Origin of the sequence: Flavobacterium sasangense DSM 21067 (assembly GCF_000686885.1) — a bacterium.
GTDB classification, from domain to species: domain Bacteria; phylum Bacteroidota; class Bacteroidia; order Flavobacteriales; family Flavobacteriaceae; genus Flavobacterium; species Flavobacterium sasangense.
Genome location: NZ_KK366033.1, coordinates 55060 through 79247 on the forward strand (window position 1 = coordinate 55060; position 24188 = coordinate 79247).

At 33.0% G+C, this 24188-nt stretch carries 21 protein-coding genes and 1 tRNA gene; 13 read left to right on the top strand and 9 right to left on the bottom strand.

Annotation, left to right across the window (positions count from 1 at the left end; all coding sequences use genetic code 11):
- Positions 1-1290 (bottom strand): anthranilate synthase component I family protein, encoded by a 1290-nt coding sequence (locus tag BP92_RS0114490; protein ID WP_026726688.1) that lies wholly within the window; start codon positions 1288-1290, stop codon positions 1-3.
- Positions 1291-1475: 185 nt separating this feature from the next.
- Here BP92_RS0114490 and BP92_RS0114495 point away from each other — a divergent pair, with 185 nt between their 5' ends.
- The 3 genes from BP92_RS0114495 (at position 1476) to BP92_RS0114505 (ending at position 3836) form a co-directional block, all read left to right on the top strand.
- A complete protein-coding gene (locus BP92_RS0114495; protein ID WP_026726689.1) occupies positions 1476-2369 on the top strand; it encodes a DUF4349 domain-containing protein in 894 nt (297 codons plus the stop codon).
- Between the two features lie 84 nt (positions 2370-2453).
- Positions 2454-2828: a DoxX family membrane protein gene (locus BP92_RS0114500; protein ID WP_026726690.1), complete on the top strand. Its 375-nt coding sequence runs from the start codon at positions 2454-2456 to the stop codon at positions 2826-2828.
- Positions 2829-3005: 177 nt separating this feature from the next.
- A complete protein-coding gene (locus BP92_RS0114505) occupies positions 3006-3836 on the top strand; it encodes a hypothetical protein (protein WP_026726691.1) in 831 nt (276 codons plus the stop codon).
- 215 nt (positions 3837-4051) lie between these two features.
- Here BP92_RS0114505 and lpdA read toward each other — a convergent pair whose 3' ends face one another.
- Together lpdA and BP92_RS0114515 are read right to left on the bottom strand one after the other, a co-directional pair.
- The gene (gene lpdA, locus BP92_RS0114510) at positions 4052-5455 is read right to left on the bottom strand and encodes a dihydrolipoyl dehydrogenase (protein WP_026726692.1); all 1404 of its coding nucleotides are present in this window, start codon (positions 5453-5455) and stop codon (positions 4052-4054) included.
- 97 nt (positions 5456-5552) lie between these two features.
- On the bottom strand, positions 5553-6008 hold the full coding sequence (locus tag BP92_RS0114515) for an Lrp/AsnC family transcriptional regulator (protein WP_026726693.1): 456 nt from the start codon (positions 6006-6008) through the stop codon (positions 5553-5555).
- A 183-nt stretch (positions 6009-6191) separates the two neighbouring features.
- Here BP92_RS0114515 and BP92_RS0114520 point away from each other — a divergent pair, with 183 nt between their 5' ends.
- The 8 genes from BP92_RS0114520 (at position 6192) to BP92_RS0114555 (ending at position 16946) form a co-directional block, all read left to right on the top strand.
- Complete coding sequence (locus tag BP92_RS0114520) at positions 6192-7394, top strand: aminotransferase class I/II-fold pyridoxal phosphate-dependent enzyme (protein WP_026726694.1); 1203 nt, start codon at positions 6192-6194, stop codon at positions 7392-7394.
- 103 nt (positions 7395-7497) lie between these two features.
- Positions 7498-9669, top strand: coding sequence for a S9 family peptidase (locus tag BP92_RS0114525; protein WP_026726695.1), 2172 nt, complete (start codon positions 7498-7500; stop codon positions 9667-9669).
- Positions 9670-9778: 109 nt separating this feature from the next.
- Complete coding sequence (gene nhaC, locus BP92_RS0114530) at positions 9779-11248, top strand: Na+/H+ antiporter NhaC (protein ID WP_026726696.1); 1470 nt, start codon at positions 9779-9781, stop codon at positions 11246-11248.
- A gap of 138 nt (positions 11249-11386) precedes the next feature.
- Positions 11387-13567 (top strand): catalase/peroxidase HPI, encoded by a 2181-nt coding sequence (gene katG, locus BP92_RS0114535; protein ID WP_026726697.1) that lies wholly within the window; start codon positions 11387-11389, stop codon positions 13565-13567.
- Positions 13568-13763: 196 nt separating this feature from the next.
- Positions 13764-14399: a peroxiredoxin gene (locus BP92_RS0114540; RefSeq protein ID WP_026726698.1), complete on the top strand. Its 636-nt coding sequence runs from the start codon at positions 13764-13766 to the stop codon at positions 14397-14399.
- A 79-nt stretch (positions 14400-14478) separates the two neighbouring features.
- Positions 14479-14787: a thioredoxin family protein gene (locus BP92_RS0114545; RefSeq protein ID WP_026726699.1), complete on the top strand. Its 309-nt coding sequence runs from the start codon at positions 14479-14481 to the stop codon at positions 14785-14787.
- A gap of 2 nt (positions 14788-14789) precedes the next feature.
- A complete protein-coding gene (locus BP92_RS0114550) occupies positions 14790-15047 on the top strand; it encodes a DUF6952 family protein (RefSeq protein ID WP_026726700.1) in 258 nt (85 codons plus the stop codon).
- 153 nt (positions 15048-15200) lie between these two features.
- Positions 15201-16946: an alpha/beta fold hydrolase gene (locus BP92_RS0114555; protein ID WP_026726701.1), complete on the top strand. Its 1746-nt coding sequence runs from the start codon at positions 15201-15203 to the stop codon at positions 16944-16946.
- 31 nt (positions 16947-16977) lie between these two features.
- Here the strand turns inward: BP92_RS0114555 and arsB are convergent, their stop codons facing one another.
- The 6 genes from arsB to rpsA form a co-directional block, all read right to left on the bottom strand.
- Positions 16978-18009, bottom strand: a complete 1032-nt coding sequence (arsB, locus tag BP92_RS0114560; RefSeq protein ID WP_026726702.1) for an ACR3 family arsenite efflux transporter — start codon at positions 18007-18009, stop codon at positions 16978-16980.
- 6 nt (positions 18010-18015) lie between these two features.
- Positions 18016-18624, bottom strand: a complete 609-nt coding sequence (locus BP92_RS0114565; protein ID WP_026726703.1) for a low molecular weight phosphatase family protein — start codon at positions 18622-18624, stop codon at positions 18016-18018.
- Position 18625: 1 nt separating this feature from the next.
- Entirely contained in the window at positions 18626-19240 is a 615-nt protein-coding gene (locus BP92_RS0114570) for a class I SAM-dependent methyltransferase (RefSeq protein WP_026726704.1), read from the bottom strand.
- 58 nt (positions 19241-19298) lie between these two features.
- On the bottom strand, positions 19299-19775 hold the full coding sequence (locus BP92_RS0114575; RefSeq protein WP_026726705.1) for a DUF6428 family protein: 477 nt from the start codon (positions 19773-19775) through the stop codon (positions 19299-19301).
- Between the two features lie 104 nt (positions 19776-19879).
- Entirely contained in the window at positions 19880-20203 is a 324-nt protein-coding gene (locus tag BP92_RS0114580; RefSeq protein WP_026726706.1) for an ArsR/SmtB family transcription factor, read from the bottom strand.
- Between the two features lie 105 nt (positions 20204-20308).
- Complete coding sequence (gene rpsA, locus BP92_RS0114585; protein WP_026726707.1) at positions 20309-22072, bottom strand: 30S ribosomal protein S1; 1764 nt, start codon at positions 22070-22072, stop codon at positions 20309-20311.
- 244 nt (positions 22073-22316) lie between these two features.
- Between rpsA and BP92_RS0114590 the strand changes: the two genes are divergently transcribed.
- On the top strand, positions 22317-23441 hold the full coding sequence (locus BP92_RS0114590) for a TlpA disulfide reductase family protein (protein ID WP_026726708.1): 1125 nt from the start codon (positions 22317-22319) through the stop codon (positions 23439-23441).
- A gap of 165 nt (positions 23442-23606) precedes the next feature.
- Positions 23607-23688, top strand: a tRNA-Tyr gene (locus BP92_RS0114595).
- Positions 23689-24188 lie beyond the last annotated feature (500 nt).

The following is a 24188-nucleotide window of genomic DNA, read 5'->3' on the forward strand; positions in this document are numbered from 1 at the left end:
TTATTTGGATTGCAGCACTTCAAACATTGCTTTTGCTTTCAACAAACATTCTTCGTACTCCATTTCTGGAATTGCTTGAGAAGTTATAGCACTTCCAACAGAAAAAGATAAATATTGATTTTTTGAATTGTACAAAATACTTCGAATTACGACATTAAAATCGAAATCGCCAGTTGGAGTAAAATAACCCACTGCCCCACTGTATAATCCGCGCTTGGTTTCTTCTAATTTTTCAATGATTTGCATGGCTGAAATTTTGGGTGCTCCCGTCATGCTTCCCATTGGAAAAGTGGTTCTTAGAATTTCGATGGGTGAAGTGGTATTTTCAACTTCCGAAACAATTGTTGAAATCATTTGGTGGACTTGCTTAAAAGTGTAAATCTGACACAATTCTTCCACTTGAACGCTTCCTTTTGTGGCGGTGTGCGATAAATCATTTCGGACTAAATCGACAATCATGATGTTTTCTGAACGCTCTTTTTCGTTTTGAGCTAAATCTGATTTTAATTGTTCGTCTTGTTTTACATCAAAACTTCTTCTTGCCGTTCCTTTTATAGGTTGGGAAGTAACTTTTAAACCTTCTTTTCGCAAATAACGTTCTGGTGAAGCGGAAAGCAAATACTGAAAATTATTCTTGAAATACACCGCAAATGGTGGTTCCGAAATAGCATTCAGTTTTTGATAGATTTCCAAAGGTTCAATTTGAGCATTTTCGGCATAAAATTCCATACAAAAATTCGCTTCGTAAATGTCGCCACGATGAATGTGTTCGAGCATTTTGGACACTTTGGAAAGATAATTTTCTTTTGAGATGCGTTGTTTTATGGTAATCGGTGATGGGTAATGGTTAATGGGTGCGATAGATATGATTTCTTCAAAATCAGCCTCCATTTCCTCATCGCATAATCTCAAATACTGAATTTCAACTTCATTCCCTTTAATCAAAAACAACTTTTTAGGTTGAAAAAAAAACAAATCTGGGAATTCTAATCCGTCAAAATTGTTGGAATTTAAAGCTTCGGTATCGTTTTTTAAATCGTAGGACAAATAACCAAACAACCAATCTTTCGTTTGGCTTTGGTACTGATACAAATCTTGAAACGCATTTTCGTAATCGGTTTTAATCGAAGTAAAAGCATCCACAGCCAAAACCGAATCGTAACTCGAATACTTTTGATGATACTGATTCGAATCTAAAAAAACAACTTCTCTGTGTTGGTTAGCCCAATGCAAAAGTTGGTTTTTAAAGTTGGAAAAGGGCGATATATCTTTTGTAATTACTGTTCTCAAAATTGGAAAATTTACTTCGTAAAAGTACAACAAAAAAATAGTTGTTGGAAAATGGTTCAAATGTTAAAATTTGGCACGGTTTTTATTCTTGCCTCAACAACTAACCCGTTAAAAATTCATTTTTATTGATTCTAAAACTACACGTATTAAAAACAATTAATCAATAACTTTAAAAATGAATTTTTATGAACAAAAACACCAAAATCGTATTGACTTTGCTAGCGTTTGGCTTAGTCTTATCTTGTAAAGAATCGGCTTCAAAAGAAAACGCCGCTTACATGGAAGAAGCTGCAACCGATAGCACAAGTGTTATTTCTTCCTCAGCCACCGTTGAAAACAAAAACAGTAATCAAAAGTTTGTGAGAACAGCTGATGTCAAATTTAAAGTCAAGAATGTCGCCAAATCGACTTATGCCATTGAAGATGCGACAACAAAATTTGGTGGATTTGTAACGTATACCAATCTTCAAAGCAACATTTACAACGAAGACCGAACCAAAGTGAGTCAGGATAGCACTTTAGTAACAACCAAATATAAAGTAGACAATAACATCACGATTCGTGTTCCGAATACGAAAATGGATACGGTGATTAAAACCATTGCGAAACAAATTCACTTTTTGGATTATCGCATCATAAAAGCAGATGATGTTTCCTTACAAATGTTATCCAATGAATTAGCTCAGAAAAGAAGTAATTCATCTGAAAAACGTTTGGCAAATGCAATTGATTCGAAAGGAAAGAAACTAAATCAAGTTGTCGATGCCGAAGCAACCTTAGAAGCAAAAAAAGAACAAAATGATGCTTCAAAATTGCAGAATTTATCACTTCAAGACCAAGTGAACTTTAGTACGTTAACGCTAAACATTTACCAAGACGAAAGCATCAAACAAGAAATGGTGGCTAATGAAAAAAGCATCAACGCTTACCGACCAAATATTGGATTACAAATTTGGGATAGTGTAAAAACGGGCTGGTTTATGTTGGAAAATATTATTTCTTTTCTTGTGGTACTTTGGCCATTTGCGTTGATTGGGTTTTTAGGATTTTTGGGATATAAAAAGTTTTTGAAAAAGTAAGAAATAAGCCATCGGGAAACTGATGGTTTTTTGTTTAATAATTTCATTATCTTTGAAATAACTAACCAAAAAACTATTCAAATTATGAAAATTGCAACTATTATTGTTCGTGTGCTTTTAGGAGCTTTGATGCTTTTTGCTTCTATTTCTTATTTCTTCAATTTAGGAGAACAACCTGTACCAACTGGTGATATGGCTACTTTAATGGGAGGATTGATGGCTTCAAAATACATGTTTCCATTGGTAAAATCAATAGAATTAATTGCGGGTTTAATGCTTGTGAGTGGAAAATTTATCAAATTAGGAACTCTTTTATTGTTACCCATTTCAGTAAATATTTTTCTAATTCATACTGTAACGCAAGTATCTGATTTACCTGTTGCTATATTTGTTTTAGCTGCTAATGTGTTTTTAATTTATGCCAATTGGGATGGTTTTAAAGAAATTGTAAAAGCATAATTTTAAAAATAAAACAAATAAAAATCCCAAAATATACTAGAGCTTTTTTGTTTATAACATAGTATTGATTATAATATTGTGTTTTATTTTTTTATTTTAAGAAAAAGATAAACTGATATTTGTCATACATAAACAAGTTAGCAGTAACCTTATTCCAAAATTGTGCAAAAAGAATATATGAGAAAAATATTAACCCTATTGCTAACACTTTTTTTGATTATATCTTGTCAAAAAGAAAATGACTCTTTCCTTCTAAAAGCTAAAAATTCAGGTTTAGATAGTATAGAAACAATTTTAGGTGAAATTTCCACTAAAGATATAAACTGCTTAAAATCAATTGACTCTGCACAAGAAAAAATAGAAAAAGATAGCTTAACCTATTATGTTATACCTGTAGGATCATATTATAGATATTTAGATGAGTTAAAAAAATTATTAAAACCTCATGGAATAGATTGTGAGGTTCTTTCAACTTCATGTATTGTTCATGACAAAGAAAGAAGATATTGTTATGAAGAATATATGAATCAAACTGTAAAAAATAAATTCAAAAAAGGTTTCTTAGATAGTTTAGAAGTAAAAGCTGATAGGATTTATATCAATAAAAATATAGATAAAGTTTTTAGTGTTTTGGACACTTATGATAAAACAATCTTTTATCCAAAAGCAAAGTCTGTTGAAACCCAAGATGATGATGTTATTGAAGATTTCTTTGCAAATTTTAAATATCCTGAAGGATTTATTTTCAAGCACGATTATTACATTGGACGAAGTAATGTTGAATTTAATTTATTCAAAGATGGAACGATTAGAAATTTGACAATAGAAACAAAATTTGAAAACTCAAATAATAATAAATATATACCATATTTGGAAAATAGAATAAAGCAATTCATACTTGAAACCAAATGGGTGGCAAGAAAACAAAGAGGTATAACTGTTAACGGTGGATTAGGATTATGGTTTTTATATGAAAAGGATACTGCTAAAAGTGGTTTGGCTCAATAGCTCCATTTACCTTAAACAACAACGTTCGATTTTACGCTGGAAAATCTTATCTTGACAAGAAATAATCGTTCCACGAAGTCGCTACTGCGCCAAGCCGCGGAACTTTAAAAATCAACTTAAAAAAGCTATTTATGGCTACTCGCTATTATTAAAGTATAACAAAAAATCCCAAACTCTTAAGAATTTGGGATTTTTGATATAATAACTTATCTTAATTACACGTGTAATGCTCTGTTATCAGTTGCTGCTAATGCTGCTTCTTTGATAGCTTCTGCAAACGTTGGGTGTGCATGTGACATTCTTGAAATATCCTCTGCACTTGCTCTGAATTCCATTGCTGTAACAGCTTCTGCAATTAAATCAGCACATCTTGCTCCAATCATGTGAACTCCTAAAACCTCATCTGTTTTTGCATCGGCTAAGATTTTTACAAATCCGTCAGTGTCTCCTCCTGCTCTAGCTCTTCCTAAGGCTTTGAATGGGAAACTTCCTGCTTTGTAAGCTACACCATCAGCTTTTAATTGCTCTTCTGTTTTTCCAACAGCTGCAACTTCTGGCCAAGTGTAAACAACACCAGGAATTAAATTGTAATCGATATGAGGTTTTTGACCTGCTAAAATTTCAGCAACCATAACACCTTCTTCTTCCGCTTTGTGTGCTAACATCGCTCCACGAACTACGTCACCAATTGCATAAATTTTTGAAGCCGAAGTTTGTAAATGATCGTTTACTTCGATTTGACCTCTTTCGGTAACTTTTACTCCTGCTTTTTCAGCGTTTAATCCATCTGTATAAGGACGACGACCTACAGAAACTAATGAATAATCCCCTTCTAACGTGATGATTTCTCCTTTAGCATTTTCTGCTTTAACCGTTACAACATCTCCAGCTCTTTCTACTGATTGAACTTTGTGAGACGTATAGAATTTCATGCCTTGTTTCTTCAATACTTTAGTCAACTCTTTTGATAAAGCAGCGTCCATTCCTGGAATAATTCTGTCCATGAATTCAACAACAGAAACTTGCGCTCCTAAACGTAAATACACTTGACCTAATTCGATTCCGATAACACCACCACCAATAATTACTAAATGTTTTGGAACTTCTTTTAGTTTCAAAGCTTCAGTAGAAGTAATGATTCTTTCTTTATCTAATTTGATAAATGGCAAGCTAGAGGGTTTAGAACCTGTAGCAATAATAATATTTTTTGATTCGATGATTTCCGAAGAACCATCTTCTTTAGTCACTTTTACAGAAGTAGCACTTTCAAACGAACCTACTCCATTGAAAACAGTGATATTGTTTTTATCCATTAAGAATTTTACACCACCCGAAGTTTGATCTACAACTGCTTGTTTACGAGCAATCATTTTTTCTAAATTCACTTTTACATCTCCCGAAACTTCAATTCCGTGGTCTGCAAAGTGTTGTAACTCTTCATAATGATGCGAAGATGCTAATAATGCTTTCGATGGAATACATCCTACATTTAAACACGTTCCTCCAAGAGTTGAATATTTTTCAATAATAGCTGTTTTAAAACCTAATTGGGCACAACGGATAGCTGAAACATATCCTCCAGGGCCAGAACCAATAATGGTTACATCAAATTGACTCATGATTGTATATAAAGTTTGTTGTTTGACTTAAATTCGGATACAAAAGTAACGCTTTTTGAATTAATTCTTTGTTACTTTTTTGGTAAATTATTATAGCTTAGTTTAAAGTAAAAGCGGTTGTATATTTTACTTCTCCAATCATAAAAGAACTATGCGTACTTCCGATATGCTGCAAACCAGTAAGTTTCGTAACCATGAACTCACGATACTCTTCCATATCTTTTACATTTACTTTTAAAATGTAATCATAATCGCCGCTTACGTGATAGCATTCTGAAACTTCGGTTAATTTTACTACTTCACTTTCAAATGTTGTAATAAAGTCTTTTGTGTGTTGATTAAGCTTAATGTGGCAAAAAACCACGAAAGATTTGTCTAATTTAACTCGGTCTAAAAGCGCTACGTATTTGGTAATTACTCCTTCTCTTTCTAATTTTTTAATACGTTCGTAAACAGCCGTTACGGAAAGGTTTAATAATAAGGAAAGCTCCTTAGTTGTCCTTTTTGTGTCTTCTTGCAGAAAACCTAAAAGTTTTTTGTCGATTGCGTCCATTGGTTAGTTGTGTTGTTTGTTTTTTAGTTGTCAGCAAATGTAACTAAAACGAATAAATAACAGAAATAAAAACTACAACTTTAACTAAATTTAGAATAAAAATCTAATTTTAATTTCAAGTATTGAATAATAGTTTGCCAAATTATATTTTTGATTTAAAATAAACAACTAAACTTTAAAATTATGGAAAAATTTAATCCGGCAGATCGTATACAAGATTTACAATATTTCGGAGAATTTGGTGGTGTAAATCCATCGATTTCAGATAGTTCAACCTACACATTTCTTTCAGCAAAAACAATGTTTGATACCTTTGAAGGTAATGCTGAAGGTTGTTATTTATATTCACGTCATTCATCTCCAAGTAATTTATATTTAGACAAAGCACTAGCTGCAATGGAAGGAACAGAATCGGCTAATGTGGCAGCTTCTGGAATGGGCGCTATCACTCCTACTCTTTTGCAATTGTGTGGAAATGGCGACCATATTGTTTCAAGTAGAACCATTTACGGTGGAACTTACGCCTTTTTAAAGAATTTCGTTCCAAGAATGGGCATCAAAACTACATTTGTAGATATTACAAAATTAGACGTAGTTGAAGCAGCTATTACTCCAAATACAAAAGTTTTATACTGCGAAACAGTAAGTAATCCTTTACTAGAGGTTGCGGATATTGCTTCATTAGCTAAAATTGCCAAAAAACACAACATCAAATTAGTAGTTGATAATACTTTTTCACCTTTATCAGTTGCTCCAGCAAAATTAGGTGCTGATATTGTGATTCACTCGTTAACAAAATACATCAACGGAAGTAGCGATACAGTTGGTGGTGTGGTTTGTGCGTCTCAAGAATTCATCAACAGTTTAAAAAATGTAAACGACGGAGCTAGTATGCTTTTAGGTCCAACAATGGATAGTTTACGTTCGGCTTCTGTGATGAAAAACTTAAGAACGTTACACATCAGAATGAAACAACACAGCCACAATGCAATGTATTTAGCTAACAAATTTGAAGCGGACGGAATCAAAACGGTTTATCCAGGATTAGCAAGTCACCCAAGTCATGAAATTTACAAAACCATGATTAATCAAGAGTACGGATTTGGTGGAATGATGACGATTGACGTTGGAAGTTTAGATAAAGCCAATGCGTTAATGGAATTAATGCAAGAAAGAAACTTAGGTTACTTAGCAGTAAGTTTAGGATTCTACAAAACGTTATTCAGTGCCCCTGGAACTTCAACTTCATCAGAAATTCCATTAGAAGAACAAGCAGAAATGGGCTTAACCGATGGTTTAATTCGTTTTTCAATTGGTTTAGATAACGATATTGAAAGAACGTATCAAATGATGAGACAATGTATGGTAGAATTAGGAGTTTTATAATTCTAGCAAAATAATTTCAATAGAATCCGATTTAGCAATGAATCGGATTTTTTTGTAACAAATACGTAACTTTGAACTCTAATACACAATTAATTTACCTGTAATGAAAAAATATATTTTAAGTTTTCTATTGGTTGGAAGCTTTGCTGTTGCGCAAAATTTAACCATTGAAGAAACCGTTTTAGGGCCAAGAAAATATGCCCCAACAACACAAACTGCCCAACAATGGCGTAAAGATTCCAAATCCATCACGTATTTAAGTACTGACTTTTCTTCTCTTATTGAAAAAAGCGCTGCAAACGGTTGGACAGCTTCAACTTTAGCTTCAAAAGCTGAATTTGAAACCGCTTTGAAATCGAAAATTTCAAATGATGAATTTACGATTAGAACGTTTCCATTTTCAATCAATTGGAAAACTGTAAATACGTTTGAAACGGAAGTTGCAGGCAAGAAAAACAATTACAAAGTAACGTATGACGTTGTTTCAAAACAAATTACTTCTGTGATTAGTTATGCGGTTGAAGGTACTCAGGCAAAATTCGCTTCTAACAACAATGTAGCTTGGTTACAAGAAAACAATATCCGAATTACAACTCCATCGGGACAAGTTATTGAAGTTACGAACGATGAAAACAAATCAATCGTAAACGGTTCTGATTATGTACACCGTCAAGAATTTGGTATCGACAGAGGAATGTGGTGGAACGAAGAAGGAACGCAATTAGCCTATTATCGTAAAGATGAAACTATGGTAGCTAATTATCCGCTTACCAACTGGAATGAGCGCGAAGCAACTAACAAAGACATTAAATATCCAATGGCTGGAATGACTAGCGAGAATGTCACTTTGGTAATTTACGATGTAGCTTCTGCTAAAAAAGTAACGATTCAAACAGGAGAACCAAAAGATCAATATTTAACTATGGTGTCTTGGGAACCAACAGGAAAACATATTTTTATTGGTATTTTGAATCGCGAACAAAATCATTTAAAATTCAATAAATATGATGTTGCTACTGGAGCTTTCGTTAAAACATTATTTGAAGAAAAAACAACAACTTGGGTAGAACCACAACATCCATTAACTTTTGTACCCAATAACCCTTCTCAATTTATTTACCAAACCGATTTCTTTGGTTTTAACCAAATGTATTTGTACAATACCGATGGAAAATTATTGAAAAACTTAGGTTTTAATGATGTTGTAGTAAAAGACGTATTAGGTTTTGATGCTACCAACACAAAAATAAACTACATCGGAACAACTAATAATGGATTAGACCGTCAATTGTTTCAGGTAGATTTAAAATCAGGAAAAACCATTCAATTAACAACTATTTCTGGAACGCACACAGCTTCTGTTTCTTCAGATGGAACTATGATTTTAGACCAATACAGCAATTTAACTACGCCAAACGAAATTTCGATTTTAAATATCAAAAATAAAATGGCGAATACTTCTTTAGTAAAAGCCGAAAATCCGTTCACTGGAAAAATTGATTTACCTAAAATTGAATTCGTAACCTTAACTTCACCTGACGGAAAAACACCATTAAACGGTAGATTAATTTATCCAAGCAACTTTGATGCTACGAAAAAATATCCGGTAATGGTTTATGTTTACGGAGGTTCTCACGCACAATTAGTAAACAATCGTTGGTTAGGTGGTGCTGGATTCTTCGATATTTACATGGCTCAAAAAGGATATGTAGTATTTACGCTAGACAATAGAGGAAGTGATTCTCGTGGGAAAAAATTCTGTGAGGTTACGCATAGAAATTTAGGCGTAAACGAAATGGCTGATCAAATGAAAGGAATTGAATTCTTAAAATCAAAATCATTTGTTGATGCTGACAAAATTGGAGTTTTTGGATGGAGTTTTGGTGGTTTCATGACGACTTCATTAATGACGAATCATTCAGACGTATTTAAAGTGGGTGTAGCTGGTGGACCAGTTATCGATTGGAAATACTACGAAATCATGTACGGAGAACGCTATATGGATACGCCACAAGAAAATCCTGAAGGATATGAAAAAACCTCTTTATTAAGTAAAGCTAAAGATTTAAAAGGAAGATTGTTGGTTATTCACGGAGCACAAGACCCAGTAGTAGTGCAACAACATAGCATGAATTTTATTGAGGCTTGTATCAAAGCAGGAAAACAAGTAGATTATTTCTTATATCCAAACCACGAACATAACGTAGGTGGAAGAGATCGAATTCACATGTATGCAAAAATTGCAGATTACTTTGATTTACACTTGAAAAAATAAATTTTCACAAAATAAAAAGCGAATCCGTTGAATTATCAGCGGATTTCTTTTTTAATAAGTTTTCAAAATAAAAAGCATTTTTCTATATTGCAACCTCAAACAAAACTAAATGGATACTAAAATCATAAAAAACAGAGAGTTAAAACTTTGGGAAGCCTTAATTCCCGTTTTCGCTCTAATTGGAATGCTTGCTTACAATGTACTTTTTGCCTATAACGGACCAGATGATAATGCTTTAGGTGGAAGTAATCAATTTATTTTATTGATGGGAGGTGCTGTTGCTGCTATTATGGGATATTTCACAAAAGTTCCGTTCCATAAAATGCTAGATGAAGTAGCAAACAACATCAAATCTACAGCTGGGGCTATCTTAATTTTATTAATGGTAGGTGCTTTAGCAGGAACTTGGATGGTAAGTGGTATTATTCCATCAATGATTTATTATGGTTTACAAATTTTGAGTCCGGCTGTTTTTTTACCGGCTACTTTAATAATTTGTTCGGTAATTTCAATTGCAACAGGTAGTTCTTGGACAACATCTGCAACTGTGGGTATTGCCTTGATAGGTATTGGAGGTGCTTTAGGGTTTGATTTAGGAATGGTGGCTGGTGCCGTAGTTTCTGGAGCTTATTTTGGTGATAAATTATCTCCAATGTCAGACACAACCAATCTTGCTCCTGCAATGGCGGGAACTGATTTGTTTACGCATATTAAATACATGACATTAACTACAATTCCTACTTACATTATTACTTTATTGTTGTTCATTATTTTAGGACTTTCAGTAGATGTAACAGGTGAAGCTAATACCGATGATTTATTAAATTCTATTTCGGCAAGCTTTAACGTAACGCCTTGGTTATTTTTAGTTCCAGTTATTGTTATTGGATTAATCGTAAAGAAAACAGAACCTTTAGTTGCGCTATTAGTTGGAACTTTATTAGCTGGAATTTTTGCTATTGTATTCCAACCTGAAGTTGTTAATGGCATCACAGGTACTGATAGTATGACTTTTAAATCAGCTTATAAAGGAGTTATGCAAGCAATTACAACCGAAGTAGTAGTTCCAACAGAAAATAAAACTTTAATTGATTTATTTACTTCGGGTGGAATGGCTAAAATGTTACCCACTATTTGGCTAATTATTTGCGCAATGGTTTTTGGAGGAATTATGGATGCCATTGGAGCTTTATCAAGAATTAGTGAATCCTTATTAAAATTAGCACATTCTACTTTTGGTTTATTCGCTTCAACTGTTGGAAGTTGTTTAGCATTAAATATCACGGCTTCTGACCAATATTTAGCGATTGTAGTTCCTGGTAAAATGTTTGCCAAAGCTTATAAAGATAAAGGTTTAGCTCCTGAAAACTTAAGTAGAACTCTAGAAGATACCGGAACGGTAACTTCAGTTTTAGTACCTTGGAATACTTGTGGTGCTTATCAAGCGGGAACTCTTGGTGTATCAACTCTTGATTATTTACCTTACGCTTTCTTCAATATCCTAAGTCCATTCATGACGTTAATTTTTGCAGCATTCAATATTAAAATCAGACAATTGACTAATACTATCAAAGAGTAGTTTTGTCATAATTTTAATTTATACTTAAATAAAATTTAACCATTACTTTAACAAGGTAATGGTTTTTTTATTCGTAAATTAGCAAGTGTAGAAAATTAGAAAACAAACACTTACAATTATAAATTAAAATTATTGAATATGGAAAACTCAAACGACATTAGCAAATGCCCATTTCATCAAAACCAAAAAGGATTAAGTGATGGTGTTAAAAATCACGATTGGTGGCCAAAATCATTGAATTTAGATATTTTGCATCAACATGATACCAAATCCAATCCATTAGGAGAAAACTTCAACTATGCTGAGGAATTCAAAAAACTAGATTTAGAAGCCTTAAAATCCGATTTAAAAAACTTAATGACTGAAAGCCAAGATTGGTGGCCAGCGGATTGGGGTCATTACGGTGGATTATTTATCCGTATGGCTTGGCATTCTGCTGGAACCTATAGAATTTCAGATGGTCGCGGTGGTTCTGGAACAGGAAATTTGAGATTTGCACCGTTAAATAGTTGGCCTGATAATGGAAACTTAGATAAAGCACGAAGACTATTATGGCCTATCAAAAAGAAATATGGAAACAAAATTTCTTGGGCTGACTTAATGATTTTAGCCGGAAATATGGCCTACGAATCAATGGGATTAAAAACGTTTGGATTCGCTGGTGGTCGTGAAGATATTTGGCACCCTGAAAAAGATATATATTGGGGAGCAGAAAGAGAATGGTTAGCCAAATCGGGAAGTAAAGGCACAAGATATTCAGGAGAAAGAGATTTAGAAAATCCGTTAGCCGCTGTAATGATGGGATTAATTTACGTAAACCCAGAAGGAGTTGACGGACAACCTGACCCATTAAAAACCGCTCATGACGTTCGCGTTACTTTCCAAAGAATGGCGATGAACGATGAGGAAACTGTAGCTTTAACCGCTGGAGGTCACACTGTTGGAAAAGCTCATGGAAATGGAGATGCTTCTACTTTAGGTCCAGAACCAGAAGCAGGTCCAATTGAAAATCAAGGTTTTGGATGGTTAAACCCAAAAGGTGGCGGTGCAAATGCTGTAACCAGTGGTTTAGAAGGTTCTTGGACAACGCATCCAACGCGTTGGGATAACGAATATTTCCACTTATTATTGAACTATGATTGGGAATTAAAGAAAAGTCCGGCTGGTGCTTGGCAATGGGAACCAATTAATATTAAGGAAGAAGACATGCCAATTGATGCTCACAATCCATCAGTAAAAAGAAATCCGATTATGACAGATGCCGATATGGCGATGAAAATGGACCCTGCTTACCGAGAAATTTCAGAGCGTTTTTACAAAGACCCTGCTTATTTTTCAGATGTCTTCGCAAGAGCTTGGTTTAAATTAACACACAGAGATTTAGGTCCAAGTTCTCGTTATTTAGGTGCTGATGTTCCAAAAGAAGATTTAATTTGGCAAGATCCTATTCCAACAGCAGATTATACGTTATCAGATTCAGAAATTGAAGATTTAAAAGTAAAATTATTAAATTCTGGATTAACTAGAACCGAATTAATCAATACCGCTTGGGATAGCGCAAGAACTTTCAGAGGTTCTGATTTTAGAGGTGGCGCTAATGGAGCAAGAATCCGATTAGAACCACAAAGAAATTGGGTAGCCAACGAACCTGAACGATTACAAAAAGTCTTAAATAAATTAGTAGAAATCCAAGCTGGTTTATCGAAAAAAGTAAGTTTAGCGGATTTGATTGTTTTAGGAGGAAGTGCTGCAATAGAACAAGCTGCAAAAGAAGGTGGATTTAACGTTAAAGTTCCATTCCACGCAGGAAGAGGCGACGCATCACAAGAAATGACGGATGCCGAATCATTCGAAGTTTTAGAACCAACAAACGATGCTTTCAGAAACTTCATGAAAGCAAAATATGTTGTGGAACCAGAAGAATTAATGTTGGACAAAGCGCAACTTTTAGGGTTAACCGCTACAGAAATGACAGCTTTAATTGGAGGAATGCGTGTTTTAGGAACGAATTACGGAGGAACTAAACATGGAGTTTTCACCGATAAAGAAGGTGTTCTTACGAATGATTTCTTCGTGAACTTAACCGATATGAACTATTCTTGGAAACCGGTTGGAGATAATCTTTACAACATCGTAAACAGAAAGACGGGTGTTACTAAATGGACAGCTACTCGTGTAGATTTAATCTTTGGTTCAAATTCAATTCTTCGTGCTTATGCTGAAGTATATGCACAAGACGATAACAAAGAAAAATTCGTGAACGATTTCATTAACGTTTGGACAAAAGTAATGAACGCTGACCGATTTGATTTGAAATAATTTCAATATAGAACTCACTAAAACCACCTAATTTCAGGTGGTTTTTTTATTTTATTGCTTTAAATTTTGATGGGAAAATCTTCCATAACTTTTATCTATTATAATATCTAAAAATATAATAAATATCATGTTTTTTTGTTGTTTCTATTTGTAATTTCGCACTCAGAAAAATAACAATAATTTTAAATACAAAATCATGGCATTAGTTGGAAAAAAATTCCCAAACATTACAGTAGACGCAATCTCTTTCATGGGAGATAATTTAAGAATCAACGTTTTAGAAGAAGCGGTGAACAACAAGAAAAAAGTAGTTTTATTTTGGTATCCAAAAGATTTTACTTTCGTATGCCCAACAGAATTACATGCTTTTCAAGCTGCTTTACAAGAATTTGAAAATAGAAATACAATGGTTATTGGTGCTTCTTGTGATACAAACGAAGTACACTTTGCTTGGTTAAATACAGCAAAAGATAACGGTGGAATCGAAGGTGTAACTTATCCACTTTTAGCTGATACAACTAGAAACTTAGCTGCTGCTTTAGATATTTTAGATGCAGAATGGGTTTACAACGAAGATTTAAATGATGAAATCTTAGAAGGTTCAAACGTTACTTTCAGAGCTACTTATTTAATTGACGAAGAAGGAAAAGTATTCCACGAAAGCGTTAACGATATGCCATTAGGAAGAAACGTAAACGAGTACTTAAGATTAATCGATGCTTATACTCACGTTCAAACTAAAGGTGAGGTTTGTCCAGCTAACTGGGAAGAAGGAAAAGAAGCAATGAACGCTGATAGAAAATCTACAGCTGCTTATTTAGCTTCTCATTAAAATAATATGTCAATAATCAATGTGTCAATTAGACAATAATTGGCACATTGAAATATTGTCTAATTGAAAACTAAAAAAAATGTTTACAGAAATTGAACAAGATAATTTAGCGGAAATTGTTGCTTCAAACGAAACGGTTATAGTACAATATTCAGCTTCATGGTGTGGAAATTGCCGTATTATGAAACCAAAATTCAAAATGATGGCTTCTCAAAACGAAGCAGTTCCTTTTGTAATGGTAGATGCAGAAAAATTTCCAGAATCAAGAAAATTAGCAAAAGTGGATAATTTACCTACGTTTGCTTCTTTCAAAAATGGTGTTTTAGTAAATCAAACACAAACTAATAAAGCTGAAGTTTTAGCCGAATTAGTAAATGAAGTAGTTTAATTATGAAATTACCCATTATAAAACAGTTAACTCAATTTATTGAAGATAACGATCAGGATTATATTGTGGAAACTATTGAAGTATTAGAAAATCTTTGCGAAGTTTCCTCTTTAAAAGATGAAGAATTAGATGTAATTGCAGAATTAATTTCTAATATGTACGGTGCTTTAGAAGTAAATCAAGCCATAAATGATGGGGCTGATAAAAAAACAGCTTTAAACGATTTTATGAAGCGTGTTTTAGGTTCGATAGACAAATAATACCATTTTCAAAAGAATGAATATATTAAGCTTTATGTGAAAAACATAAAGCTTTTTTCGTTTAAATAAACAAATCAAACAAAAAACATATGCGTTCATAGTATTTTAACAATTTATTTATATATTGCGCAATATTAAATTAAAATAATATGTATGAATAAAATTACTTTGTTTGCATCATTTGCCTTATTATTTATGTCCTCGATCGTTTTTTCTCAAAATGAGCGAATCGAATTCAAACCAAGGTCTGCAGATTTTGAATATTTTGAGTACAGAAACGATAGTATTTTCCCTTTAAAAACTCCTATTCAAAATACAACAAGTAGAGTTTTTGAAAGCAAACTACCCTACCCTATTATTTTTATACACGGATTAAATTCAAGTTCAGAAACTTGGAATACATCAACTGATTATTATGACACCCAATATGGTTTTACTTTTGGTGGTCGTTTTGATTTTTGTTTAAATGCTGACAATAACAACACTACAACAAACAAAAATTTCTACCCAACAGCTGGAGCTGATATTGCTGCATTTGAATCTTTAGTACAAAACGGTGATTATTTTTATGTAAATTTCAATGTAAACCCAAATGGCGCTGTCGGAACCACTGTTTTAAGTAACCAATCAGCTATTGCTAAACAAGGTGCAGCAGTAAGAGTAGCTGTTCAACGCGTGATGGAAATAACAGGTAAAGATAAAGTAATTTTAGTAGGCCACAGTATGGGCGGTTTAGCTTCAAGAGAGTACATTCAAAACACCTATAATTGGCAATCGGATAACAAACATCATGTAGCCAAACTATTAACTCTTGGAACTCCTCATGGAGGAAGTAATGCAAGTGATAATTTATTAGCATTCATGACGGGAACTGATGTAAGTTCGGAAGCGATTAGGGATTTAAAAACAACATATTATTACAGTGGTGAAGGTGGTCACTTTTTATTTGGAGGTTTAGAAGTACAAAATAGCTCTAGCATGAACGATAACTCTTACTCTCCTGATTTTTACAATTCCGATATTAATTGTAATGGTATTGTGGGTGAAAACATTCAAGGATTAAATCAAAAATCTATAGATAATTTAATTGATTTTTCATGTGTTATTGGAAGAATAACCAATGCTTTCGGAAGTAATATTACCACAGACGGAGTTGTTCCTGAACCATCTTCGAATATGAATACTTATTTAACTGGATTAACTTATCCTGCTAAATTATTCTATTTTAATTCTGGTTATGATATTATAGAAAATCACACAGAATTACCAGGCTATCCATACCAAATGATGCAAGGTTTAGATGAACCAAATTTCAAAGAATTAGCTTATGGAATTCAAACAAATAAAAACTATATAGGCTACACAACGGTTCAAAATCCAACAGGTGCAGACAATGATTATTTTAAATTTACAGTAACGGATAATGTAAATGCGATAGTAAATGTAAGCAGTATTGTAACTTCAGCTATGAACGGTACCATTTTAAATTCGGCAGGAACTGCTGTAGGAGCATCACAAAATAATAGTGGTGCTACAATTAGTTTTACAAGAACGCTTGCTCCTGGAGATTACTATTTAAAACTTACAAGCACGAGTCCAACTAATACGAATTATACAACACCTTACCAATTCAATATCACCACTACTTTAAGTGCTGATGATACTAGTTTTGAGTCTTTTGTTTTTTATCCTAATCCTGTAAAAGATATTTTGAATTTAGAAAATATAACTTTATCAAAAGCAACCGTTTATAGTCTATTAGGACAATTAATAGAAACTAAAACTTTTGAAAACGCAACTTCTAACACATTAGATTTGTCTAGTTTAGAAAGTGGAATCTACTTAATTGTTTTAGAAAACGATTCCCAACAAAAAACGATAAAAGTTGTTAAAGAATAAAACTAAAAACGCTCTTAAATAGAGCGTTTTTTTATTTAAAATATTTCTTTCTCAACCAGAAAGCTACATTCACCAAAGTTATCAAAGCGGGAACTTCCACTAAAGGTCCGATTACACCTGCAAAGGCTTGTCCGCTATTGATTCCAAATACGCCGATAGATACTGCTATTGCTAATTCAAAATTGTTTCCCGAAGCGGTAAACGATAAAGCAACAGTATCTCTATAATCTGCACCAATTTTCTTTGCCACAAAAAACATTAAGAAAAACATAATAGAGAAGAAAATTACAAGTGGAATAGCTATTCTAACCACATCCATTGGTAAATCAACAATCATTTCACCTTTTAAACTGAACATAACAACAATGGTAAAAAGAAGTGCAATTAGAGTTATCGGAGAAACAAACGGAATGAATTTCTGATTGAAAAACTTTTCTCCCAAATACTTTTTGATTGCTAAACGACTTATTACAGCCAATGCAAACGGAATTCCTAAATAAATTCCAACCGTTTTAGCAATTTCAGAAATCGTAATATTTAATTCTAAACCTTTAATTCCGAATAAAGGCAACATGATTTCTAAATAGAAATAAGCATACAAACTAAAGAAAAACACCTGCAGTAAACTGTTGATTCCTATTAAACCAGCCGTTAATTCTCGATTTCCTTCTGCGAGTTCATTCCAAACGATTACCATTGCGATACAAGGCGCAATTCCGATAATGATTAACCCTGTCATGTATTCTGGATAGTCTTTCAAAAAGAAAGTCGCTAATAAAAACATTAAAAATGGCCCCACTATCCAAGTGATGAAAAATGAAGCTGATAATAACTTAGGTTTTTCAAACATTTGAGGCACTTTTGAAAAATCAATTTTAGTTAAAGGTGGACACATCATTAAAATCAATCCAATGGCTAACGGAACATTCGTAGTTCCAGATGAAAAGGAATTGATAAAATCAGCCGAATTGGGAATAAAATAACCTATCCCTACTCCAATTAACATCGCTAAGAAAATCCAAAGCGTTAAATAGCGGTCTAAAAATCCTAATCGTTTTTTCATTTATTTCTATTTAATTTGAGAAAATACAAAATACATTTCACTGGCAATTTGTAAACTTCTTTCAGCGTATTTTTCGTTCATTACATCAGTTCCATCAAAGGCTTTTGGATCGTCGTATTTGATTGAAAATCTTGCTTCTGCACCAAAAACCATTGGACAACCTTCGTCTGCGTTATTGCAGGTCATAATGGCTCCGAAGTTAGTTTTTGGATTAAAATCATCGAAATAAGTTTTTGAAAAACAAATGATGGGATGTTGATTATCATCAAATTTAACTGCGTAAACTGGATTTTGCTCTTGACTTAACTTCTGAATTTGAAATCCTTGGTTTACTAAGGTTTCGCCAACTTTTGAGAACATTGCTGTTGCTTCCGTTCCGCCAGAATAGCAAAATACATTCTTGATTCCGAATTGAAATGTCATGGTTTGTGCCCAAATTTGAGACAAATGACTTCTTCTGGAATTATGTGTACAAATGAAATTCAATCGAATTTTTTCGTTAGTATTTACTTTCTTTTGAATATAATCTACTAGCGGTTGCAAAACTTCTTTTCGTTCGTTTGAAACTTCAATTTCTTCAATTGACTTGATAGTTTTTGATAAATTTTCTAACATATTACTTCTTTAAATAATGACAAAATATGAAATTCTGAATCGTATCAAACGGCGTTTCATGGTCTTCTGTAAAGCAATTTTCTAATTCGAAATCTGCTCCAAAGACAGCTTCCATTTTTTCAACTGAATATTGTGTTATGGGTAAACCGCTACATTTTAAAGGTCCTTCTTCCGAAAAAGTTCCAATGATTAAATGCGCATTTTGATTGGTGTATGCAATAACATTATTTTTATATTGCTCAATATCAATAGCTTCAGTAAAAAAATGAAAAGAGGCTCTATCGTGCCAAACATCAAATTTTTCATCCGATTGAAAATGTAAACTATCGGAAACTATAAAAGTAACATCCTTAACTTTATCTCCTAATCGTTTTTTAGCACGTTCTATTGCTGCTGATGAAATATCTAGCAAGAATAAATTCGTGTAACCTAAATCCAATAAACTATCAATCAAATAACTATCGCCTCCACCAATGTCGATAATTTTAGCATCTTTGGCTACTTTACAAGCTTGAATTAATTGAATTGAAGTTTGCGGTTGCTTTTGAAACCAACTTACTTCGTTTTCTGCTTTTGTAGTAAAAACAGTTTCCCAATGTTGCTTTTTTTCTGACATAATATTTTTAGTGACTAGTGATAAGTAATTAGTGATTAGCTATTTTTTACATTAAAAATTAACAACAACCTGAATCTGGTGTGCAACAAGAAGTTTGTTTTGGCTTCCACTCGCCTATTTTGACTTTCATTTTTTCTGGGGGAATTCCGCAATTGTCTTTGGCTAAACAATCGGTTAATTTTGACTTTAATTGGAAATTCGTTCCATCAAAATCTAAGTTGAATTTTCCGATGGTTTCCTTCATTTGGTATTCTACTTCAATTTCTAAATCGGGTAAACCTAATGTTTTTTCCGAAAGCTCTATGATGTGAACTAGTTTTTCTGGATGCAATCTGTGGTCGTAATCATTGGCTTCCCAAAGTTGGAAATTCACTACTTCTTCTGTTCGAATAGTTCCACCGCAATCGATAAAATGTTTCGATACTTTACCCACTTCAGTAACATGGAAATGACTGGGTACTAAATCGCCGTTTGGCAATTGAAAAACTATTGTAGATAGCTTATTTAATTGAGTTTTGATTTCGGATAGTTTCATAGTTGTGTTTTTTTAAATTATTTTCAAAAGTTCTCGATACAATTTTTAAAAGCAAAAATTAGCATTTTCCCTTTTAAAAATCACTCGAAGTGACGTTGCTTCACTTAACAACATTTGTTTTTTAACTTATGACGAATCATACCAAAGTGGTTTTCTATTTTATCAATAGTATCTGGATTGATGCAATAGCAAATTGCGGTTCCTTCGATAGTTCCTTTAATGATGTTAGCGTTTTTTAATTCTTTCAAGTGTTGCGAAATCGTAGGCTGTGCTAATGGTAATTCGTTTACAATATCACCACAAATACAAGTATCCACAGTTAATAAATAGTCTACAATTGCTATACGAGCAGGATGCGACAAGGCTTTGAACAAAGTTGCCATTTCGTTTTGCTCTATTGAAAAAGAATCAGATTTTGAAGCTCCCATGATTTTTTAAATTATTATATTGCAATATTACGATAAACAAATATAATATACAATAAAAAATCCCGAAATAAATTTCGGGATTTAAAATATTTAGAAAATTAGAGATTATTTACCTCCTTTTTCCATTTTAGCTTTTAATTCAGCAAGAATATCGTTGTTATCACCTAAAGTAGATGTTTGAGCTGGAGCTGAAGTGTTTTCTGCTACAGTTTTAACGTTTTTCTCTTCTTCTTCTCTGAAGATAGCTGTATGAGATGCTACTACTCTTTTGAATTCTTTGTTGAACTCAATTACTTTGAAGTCAGCAGTATCACCTTTTTTCAATTTTTTACCGTCTTCTTTTTCTAAGTGACGTGTAGGAATGAAAGCAACGATATCGTCACCAAATTCTACAGTAGCTCCTTTGTCAACGATTTCTGAAATTGTTCCGTTGTGGATAGTTCCAACAGCGAAAGCATCTTCATACTTATCCCAAGGATTTGGAGTTGTTTGTTTGTGACCTAAAGATAATTTACGACCTTCAACGTCTAACTCTAAAACAACTACGTCTAATTTATCACCTACGTTTACGAATTCAGATGGGTGTTTGATTTTCTTAGTCCAAGATAAATCAGAAATATATACTAAACCATCGATACCTTCTTCTAACTCTACGAAAATTCCGAAGTTAGTAAAGTTTCTAACGATTCCAGTGTGTTTAGAACCTACTGGGTATTTAGCAGTGATATCAGTCCATGGATCTTGCGTCATTTGTTTGATACCTAAAGACATTTTTCTTTCATCTCTATCAAGAGTTAAGATAACCGCCTCTACTTCATCACCAATTTTCATGAAATCTTGAGCCGATCTTAAGTGTGTAGACCAAGACATTTCAGAAACGTGGATTAAACCTTCAACACCTTCAGCAACTTCGATGAAAGCACCGTAATCAGCTAAAACAACTACTTTACCTTTAACTTTATCACCTACTTTTAATTCAGCACCTAAAGCATCCCATGGATGAGCGTGTAATTGTTTTAAACCTAATTGAATTCTTGTTTTCTCATCATCGAAATCAAGGATTACAACGTTTAATTTTTGGTCTAATTCTAATACTTCAGATGGGTGGTTGATTCTTGACCAAGATAAGTCAGTGATATGGATCAATCCGTCCACACCTCCTAAGTCGATGAATACACCGTAAGAAGTAATGTTTTTAACAACACCTTCTAATACTTGACCTTTTTCTAACTGACCGATAATTTCTTTTTTCTGAACTTCGATATCAGCTTCGATAAGCGCTTTGTGAGATACTACTACGTTTTTGAATTCGTGGTTAATTTTAACTACTTTGAATTCCATAGTTTTGTTCACATATTGATCGTAATCACGGATTGGTTTTACATCAATTTGAGAACCTGGTAAGAATGCTTCGATTCCGAATACGTCAACGATCATACCACCTTTAGTTCTACATTTTACGAAACCATTAACGATTTCTCCTGTTTCATTAGCAGCGATAACTCTATCCCAAGCTTTGATAGTTCTAGCTTTTCTGTGAGATAATACTAACTGACCTGTTTTGTCTTCACGAACGTCGATTAATACTTCTACTTTATCACCAACTTTTAAGTTAGGATTGTAACGGAATTCGTTTAAAGAAATAACACCTTCAGATTTAGCGTTGATATCAACGATTGCATCTCTCTCAGTAATTCTAACAACTACACCTTCTACTACTTCTTCTTGGTCTGTAGCAATGAATGTTTTAGTTACTAGATCTTCAAATTCTTGTAAGTTTTTTTCGTCTACTGGATCAATACCTTCTGCATAATTATGCCAGTTAAAATTCGCTAAAAACTCTTCTTGTGTTTTGTTAATTTCAGACATGCTGATTAAAAATTTGTATGTTGGGTTTCTTGCGTTTCTTAATGCGAAGAGAAAACATCAACAGTGTTTTACATAAATAATTGATTCCTAATGGAAACGCTATTCGCCAAAAGGTGCGCAAAAGTACAACTATATTTTTGATTTACAAAACTTTGAATACTTGATTTTTACGACTATTCTAACATTTTTTTATGTTTTGTAACTGATATATTTTGAATACATTTGCGAAAATTAATTTAAAACGATGAAAAAAATAACATTATTAGCTTTACTTACATTATCGATTCTTTCGTGCAACAATTTAAAAGATAATGAATTTCTTATTAGCGGAGAAGCTAAAGGGATTGAAAACGGAAAAAAAGCATTTGTAGAAATGCAATCTGAACTAGGCACTATAATAATGGACACCGCTGTGGTTACCGATGGGAAATTTGAACTAAGAGGAATTGCAAAAAACATCGATTTGGGTTTTGTAAGAATTGAAAACTCTCCTATTAATCTTCCAATAATTATTGAGGAAGGCAAAATTGATATTAAAATCGTTAAAGATTCATTGCATAAATCTACACTTGGTGGTACACCTAATAACGATATGTTTCAAAAATTCAACAATGAATCTAGAGCCATTTCTGAAAAAGTAGCTAAATACGAAAGAGATAATGGTGAGATAATGCAAAATGCTCAGGTAAAAAAAGATACCGTAACCATTAAGAGATTAATGAGCGAATATCAAAAATTTCAAGATGAAATGAATGTATATTCAAAGAAATTCATTGTTGATAATCCTGATACTTATATTTCTGTTTTGTTGTTAGAAAATTTCTTAATGAGAAACTACCTTTCTAAAGAAGAAGTAACTAAAATTTATAATAAGTTAGACAAAACGATGCAAGAGACTAATAGCGGAAAAAGAATTAGCGCTGTTATTTTTAAAAAGAATGAAGTTAAAATTGGAGAAAAGGCGCCTAATTTTTCAGCTAACTCACCAGAAGGGAAGCGAATTTCTTTAAAAGAAACATTAGGAAAAGTTACTATTATTGATTTTTGGGCTTCATGGTGCGGGCCTTGTAGAAAAGAAAACCCTAATGTGGTGGCTTTATACAATGAATTTCACGCGCAAGGATTAAACATCATTGGTGTATCTTTAGACAAAGACGCTACTAAATGGAAAGAAGCTATCGCAAAAGACGGTTTAACTTGGCCACAAATTTCAAATTTGAAATATTGGGACGAACCTATTGCTAAAATGTACAATGTAGAATCTATTCCAGCTACTTTTATCTTAGATGCTAAAGGAAATATTGTAGCAAAAGATCTTAGAGGTGATGCTTTACGCGCTAAAGTGGTAACACTTTTAGGTGTTAAATAAAACCTATTTTCATAGAAATTAAAAAAATCTCCTTAGGGAGATTTTTTTATGTTTTTCATTTACAGAACATTATAAAATAGTACGTAAAATAGTAGAAAATTACTTTGCAGGAATAAAAAACAATTCTATATTTGCAACCGCTTAGTCAAATAAGCAAGATGGCTTGGGGAGATACTCAAGCGGCCAACGAGGGCGGACTGTAAATCCGCTGATTACATCTTCGCAGGTTCGAATCCTGCTCTCCCCACAAAAGCACCTTTAACGAGGTGCTTTTTTTGTTTCTTTTGGCTTCATGTGATAAAAATATACTTCTAGCATATTGCATCCATACACTATCTATACTTTATCTATACTTTATCTATGCTATATCAGTGCTATATCTACGCTTTATGTACTAAGTATCTTCCTAGTATCTGTGTAGTCTCGACTTGGCTCGACTTGACAAAATATAATGTTGTATTGTTTCTAGAGTTCTCGATACATTTTTAAGTTGTAAATCTTTGGCTTTACAACTTAAAAACACTCGAAGTGACGGTGGTGGGAATGCGTTTTTGTAGTTCTCGATACATTTTGTAACAGTAAATCTTGGGCTTTACATCTACAAAATACTCGAAGTGACGGTAGAGTTAAAATAGAGTTTAATCGTTTCTATAGTTCTCGATACAATTTTATATTTCAAAAATTGGCATTTTTTAAATATAAAATCACTCGAAGTGACGAATGAGTTAAATTATTTCTATAGTTCTC

Bases quoted from the DNA above. Each gene is read 5' to 3' on its own strand.
- BP92_RS0114495 (WP_026726689.1), top strand. From the start codon at position 1,476: ATGAACAAAAACACCAAAATCGTATTGACTTTGCTAGCGTTTGGCTTA.
- BP92_RS0114500 (WP_026726690.1), top strand. From the start codon at position 2,454: ATGAAAATTGCAACTATTATTGTTCGTGTGCTTTTAGGAGCTTTGATG.
- BP92_RS0114505 (WP_026726691.1), top strand. From the start codon at position 3,006: ATGAGAAAAATATTAACCCTATTGCTAACACTTTTTTTGATTATATCT.
- lpdA (WP_026726692.1), bottom strand. From the start codon at position 5,455: ATGAGTCAATTTGATGTAACCATTATTGGTTCTGGCCCTGGAGGATAT.
- BP92_RS0114515 (WP_026726693.1), bottom strand. From the start codon at position 6,008: ATGGACGCAATCGACAAAAAACTTTTAGGTTTTCTGCAAGAAGACACA.
- BP92_RS0114520 (WP_026726694.1), top strand. From the start codon at position 6,192: ATGGAAAAATTTAATCCGGCAGATCGTATACAAGATTTACAATATTTC.
- BP92_RS0114525 (WP_026726695.1), top strand. From the start codon at position 7,498: ATGAAAAAATATATTTTAAGTTTTCTATTGGTTGGAAGCTTTGCTGTT.
- nhaC (WP_026726696.1), top strand. From the start codon at position 9,779: ATGGATACTAAAATCATAAAAAACAGAGAGTTAAAACTTTGGGAAGCC.
- katG (WP_026726697.1), top strand. From the start codon at position 11,387: ATGGAAAACTCAAACGACATTAGCAAATGCCCATTTCATCAAAACCAA.
- BP92_RS0114540 (WP_026726698.1), top strand. From the start codon at position 13,764: ATGGCATTAGTTGGAAAAAAATTCCCAAACATTACAGTAGACGCAATC.
- BP92_RS0114545 (WP_026726699.1), top strand. From the start codon at position 14,479: ATGTTTACAGAAATTGAACAAGATAATTTAGCGGAAATTGTTGCTTCA.
- BP92_RS0114550 (WP_026726700.1), top strand. From the start codon at position 14,790: ATGAAATTACCCATTATAAAACAGTTAACTCAATTTATTGAAGATAAC.
- BP92_RS0114555 (WP_026726701.1), top strand. From the start codon at position 15,201: ATGAATAAAATTACTTTGTTTGCATCATTTGCCTTATTATTTATGTCC.
- arsB (WP_026726702.1), bottom strand. From the start codon at position 18,009: ATGAAAAAACGATTAGGATTTTTAGACCGCTATTTAACGCTTTGGATT.
- BP92_RS0114565 (WP_026726703.1), bottom strand. From the start codon at position 18,624: ATGTTAGAAAATTTATCAAAAACTATCAAGTCAATTGAAGAAATTGAA.
- BP92_RS0114570 (WP_026726704.1), bottom strand. From the start codon at position 19,240: ATGTCAGAAAAAAAGCAACATTGGGAAACTGTTTTTACTACAAAAGCA.
- BP92_RS0114575 (WP_026726705.1), bottom strand. From the start codon at position 19,775: ATGAAACTATCCGAAATCAAAACTCAATTAAATAAGCTATCTACAATA.
- BP92_RS0114580 (WP_026726706.1), bottom strand. From the start codon at position 20,203: ATGGGAGCTTCAAAATCTGATTCTTTTTCAATAGAGCAAAACGAAATG.
- rpsA (WP_026726707.1), bottom strand. From the start codon at position 22,072: ATGTCTGAAATTAACAAAACACAAGAAGAGTTTTTAGCGAATTTTAAC.
- BP92_RS0114590 (WP_026726708.1), top strand. From the start codon at position 22,317: ATGAAAAAAATAACATTATTAGCTTTACTTACATTATCGATTCTTTCG.